The following is a 2,873-nucleotide window of genomic DNA, read 5'->3' as shown; positions in this document are numbered from 1 at the left end:
GGGCTATAGCATGCATGAAACCTACAATCCTGACGTAGGGTCTTGCGTATTTTGCTTTTCAGATGACCTCAATCCTTTTTTGAGGTCGTCTGAAAACCCATACCGACGGCGAAGGCCATACTACTTCCTACGAATACGGCCAAGACGGTTTGCCGACCCGACGCACCAATGCGCTGGGTCATACCTTCGGCTACCATTACGACAAAACCCGCCGCTTAATCGGCCTTACCAATGAAAACGGTGCGCGCTACCGCTTTGCCTACGACGTCCTCGACCGATTGATTGCCGAAAGCGGTTTCGACCATAAGCTGACCGGCTACCGCTACAATGTCGGCAACGAGCTGGTCGAGCAGCGCGAATACGGCGACGACGCCACCCTTGCCGCCAAACTGATGGCGCAACTGGGCGGTCAACCCGTTCCTAAAAAAGAGACCACCCCGCTTTCAGACGACCTCGACAGCCAAACCCCGCTGCGGATTACCGAGTTCAAACGCGATAGATTGGGACGCCTAATCCACACCCTTGCCCGCGATAACGACAAGATTCAGGAAACCGCTTACCAATACGACTTGGACGGCAACCTCATCCGCGCCGCCAACCGCCACAGCATCACCTGCTTCGACTACAACGAAAACGGCCAACTCATCGCCCAGCACCAATGGAAGGTGCCGTCCAAAGAAGAGAACGCCCAAAACGGTTTGCCCGAAACCGACTGGCGCGATGCGCAGTACGACATGCTGTACCTGCCCGTTACCGAAACCGTCCGCTACCACTACGACTTCAACGGCAACCGCACCGCCACCGTCCTGCCCGACGGCAGACAAATCAACTACCTGTATTACGGCAGCGGCCACCTGCACCAAATCAGCCTCGACGACGACGAAGTCATCACTGACATCGAACGCGATAAGCTGCACCGCGAAATCTTCCGTACACAAGGTAAACTCGCCAGCCGCTACGAACTCGACCCTTTAGGTCGTCTGAAACGGCAAATCGCCACCCTCAACGATCTGACCGAAGGCGGCAAAGGCAAAACCAAAGTAGTGGCGGCTTATGCCCAAACCGCCGTCAAACGCAGCTACGGCTACGGCCGCACCGGCAACCTGACCCACAGCACCGACCAGCGGACGGGAATAACCCGGTTCGAGTACGACAAACTGGGTAGGATTACCCAAGCGGGCAACGAACTGTTCGCCTTCGACCCCGCGCACAATATCCTTTCAGACGACCTCAATGCCATCCCCGACAACCGCCTGAAAACCTACAACGGCACGACCTACTACTACGACCACTTCGGCAACCTGATCCACCGCGAACTGGCCGACGGCGAAGTGCAGAACTATTTCTACGATCTGCACGACCAATTGGTTAAAGCGGAAATCTTCAAGAAAGACGGCACAAAAGAAACTTGGGCCTACAGCTACGACGCCTTGGGCAGAAGGATAGGCAAAGGCCGTCTGAAAGACGGAGAAGTTTCAGAAACGTCATTCCCGCATGATTTAGGCGGTAACGGCCTCGAAAACCAAACCCGCTTTGTTTGGGACGGCAGCCATTTACTGCAAGAAATCCAACCGGACGGCAGGTATACCTATATCTACACCAATCCCGACAGCTACGAACCTTTGGCACAGGTACACAACCGGACTAACGAAGACGGCGAAAGCTGCCAACAAACCCGCTACTTCCACTGCGACCAAATCGGCATCCCAAGAGAGATGACCGATGGCGAAGGCAATCTGTTTTGGTTCGGGGATTATTACGGTTGGGGCAAACTGAAGAGTGAAACGAACGTAACGGGAACGGCGTACCAACCCTTCCGCTTACAGAACCAGTATTGCGATGAAGAAACAGGGCTGCATTACAACTTCTTCAGGTATTGTTCGATCGGCTGCCAATCAATCACTTGATCCAATTTCAATAGTAGGAAGCGGTCGATGTGTTTGGCAATCATGGCTTGTGCGGTTTGCCGGAAGAAGGTGCTCATGAGAAATCCCCTAAATGTCTTTGTGGGAATTTAGGGGATTTTGGGGGATTTTGCAAAGGTCTCGGCCTTAATGCCATAACTCATAATACCTGAAAAAGTTGTAATGCATAATCGGAATGGTTTAAGAGCAATTCCAGATGTGTCAGTTTCTCTTTTTAGTTTGCTCCAGTTATAATAATTCCCAAAACAAACTGGAAGTTACCTTCACAGTTGGTCATTTCTCTTGGGATACCAATTCGGTCACAGAAGAGGTAGTGTATTTGTTGGCTGCTTTCTTATGCAGTTATCTAATCGTGAATTTACACCCAAAGCTTGGCGCTTTGGGCATCTGAAAAGCCAGAAAGAGAAGATGGTGCTGGAATAGAGGCAAGCCCTAATGGGTCAACCTATCTTTCCCAAAAAATTGGAGCCTAATTCACAAAACGACCCTCATATACCCGACAACCACCTTAAAGAATACAACGGCAGCAGCTATTACTACGACAGTTTCAGCAACCTGATCCACCGCAAACTGGCAAACGGCGAAGTACAAAACTACTTCTACGATTTGCATGACCAACTGGTTACGGTGAAGATCTTCAAAGAAGACGGCACGAAAGAAACTTGGACGTACAGCTACGACACCTTGGGTAGAAGAATAGGCAAAGGCCGTCTGAACAGCTAAGAAAGTTATTTAAAAAATTAAATAACTATAAACTTTTAAATATGTAAATGTGAAAAAATAAGCCATCACTATTCTTTAGTGATGGCTTATTTTAAAGTAACTGGCACGCCCACGGGGAATCGAACCCCGGTTACCGCCGTGAAAGGGCGATGTCCTAACCGCTAGACGATGGGCGCGGAGATTTTCTGTGGCGCACCCGGAGCGATTCGAACGCCCGACCCTCTG

The 2,873-nt window shown here is 50.8% G+C and carries 2 protein-coding genes, 1 tRNA gene and 1 pseudogene; 2 read left to right on the top strand and 2 right to left on the bottom strand.

All coding sequences use genetic code 11. From position 1 onward, the window contains the following. The first annotated feature begins 149 nt into the window (after positions 1–149). A complete protein-coding gene (locus ACTHUT_RS17055; RefSeq protein ID WP_440419161.1) occupies positions 150–1,907 on the top strand; it encodes an RHS domain-containing protein in 1,758 nt (585 codons plus the stop codon). Here the strand turns inward: ACTHUT_RS17055 and ACTHUT_RS17050 are convergent. Next, positions 1,865–1,984: pseudogene (locus ACTHUT_RS17050) on the bottom strand (IS5/IS1182 family transposase); the annotation flags it as partial. The gene ACTHUT_RS17055 and the pseudogene ACTHUT_RS17050 overlap by 43 nt on opposite strands. Positions 1,985–2,360: 376 nt before the next feature. On the opposite strand from ACTHUT_RS17050, the gene ACTHUT_RS17045 reads away from it, so the two are divergent. After that, positions 2,361–2,648: a hypothetical protein gene (locus ACTHUT_RS17045; protein WP_137041030.1), complete on the top strand. Its 288-nt coding sequence runs from the start codon at positions 2,361–2,363 to the stop codon at positions 2,646–2,648. A gap of 101 nt (positions 2,649–2,749) precedes the next feature. Here the strand turns inward: ACTHUT_RS17045 and ACTHUT_RS17040 are convergent. After that, positions 2,750–2,824, bottom strand: a tRNA-Glu gene (locus ACTHUT_RS17040). Positions 2,825–2,873: the final 49 nt, after the last annotated feature.

This window comes from Neisseria sp. P0022.S010 (assembly GCF_051956635.1).
The sequence above is the reverse complement of the archived record's forward strand: the minus strand, read 5'-3'. Positions and strand labels throughout refer to the sequence as shown.

Coding starts and splice junctions, on each gene's coding strand:
- ACTHUT_RS17045 (WP_137041030.1), top strand. CDS start 2,361: ATGGGTCAACCTATCTTTCCCAAAAAATTGGAGCCTAATTCACAAAAC.